This window comes from Thermobifida cellulosilytica TB100, assembly GCF_001517975.1.
Lineage (GTDB): Bacteria > Actinomycetota > Actinomycetes > Streptosporangiales > Streptosporangiaceae > Thermobifida > Thermobifida cellulosilytica.
Genome location: NZ_KQ950183.1, coordinates 446078 through 447128, shown reverse-complemented (window position 1 = coordinate 447128; position 1051 = coordinate 446078). Strand labels below are relative to the sequence as shown.

The 1051-nt window shown below is 73.3% G+C and carries 1 protein-coding gene and 1 pseudogene; both read left to right on the top strand.

Going from position 1 to position 1051, the window contains the following annotated elements:
• A pseudogene (locus AC529_RS20565) lies at window positions 1–202 on the top strand (DEDD exonuclease domain-containing protein); the annotation flags it as partial.
• Window positions 203–275: 73 nt separating this feature from the next.
• On the top strand, window positions 276–1051 hold a 776-nt coding region (locus AC529_RS14600; RefSeq protein WP_068757576.1), incomplete at its 3' end, for a rhomboid family intramembrane serine protease.

Genomic DNA, 1051 nt, shown 5'->3' with positions numbered 1-1051 from the left:
GCGCGCCGTGGTGGCCACCGCCGAGACCGTCGCGCCGGGCACCGCCTCGCTGCCCCGCGCCGACGCCGCGGAGACCGAGTGCCTGCTGCGCTGGCTGGAGTCGCCGGGCGTGCGCCTGCTGGAGGTGGCGGGCGACTGGGCCTGCCCGGTCGGCGGGGCGGAGCGCCACCGGGGCCTGGTCTACCGCCACACCCCGCCCTAGACGGGGAATCGGCCGAAAAGCCTGACAGACTTGGCCCCGACAGGAGTTCTCGCAGAAACGGGACACGGGGGCAATGGCAGGCATTCCGCTCAGTGACGACTACCCGGTGCGCCGCACTCCGGTGGTCACCTACACGCTGATCGCCGTGAACGTGGCCGTCTACCTGCTGTCCCCGATGTCGCTGCTGGCCGTCTGGTACGGGGACCCCGCCGCCCGGGGGTGCGCGGTGGAGGGGTACCTGCTGCGCTGGGCAGCCTTCCCCGCCGAGCTGCTCTCCGGGGCGCGGCTGAGCGCCGAGCAGGTGGCCTCCTTCACCGCCTGCCCCGTCGCCCCCGCCGCCATCTGGCCGGGGCTGTCCGCGGTCACCTCGATGTTCCTGCACGCCGACGCCTGGCACCTGGTCGGCAACATGGTGTACCTGTTCGTGTTCGGCCCCTGCGTGGAGGACCGGCTGGGCCGCCTCCGCTACCCGCTCATCTACCTGGGCACCGGGGTGGCGGCCTGCTACGGCTTCGCGCTCGCCGAGGGGGCGGCCGTGGTCCCGATGGTGGGCGCCTCCGGGGCGATCTCCGGGGTGCTGGGCGCCTACCTCGTCGTGCAGTTCCGCAGCCGGGTGACCACCCTGCTGCTGGGCGTCCTGCCGGTGCGGCTGCCCGGGTGGATGCTGGTGGCCACCTTCTTCGCGTTGGACTACCTTCTCTACCTCGGCAGCAGCCTCTACCCGCAGGACGGGCAGCAGCAGGGCGTGGCCTACGCCGCACACGTCTACGGCTTCCTCACCGGACTGGTCGTGGGGCTGCTCGTCTACCGCGTCCGCTGGGGGGCGGGCGCCCGCCTGTCCGACGTGCA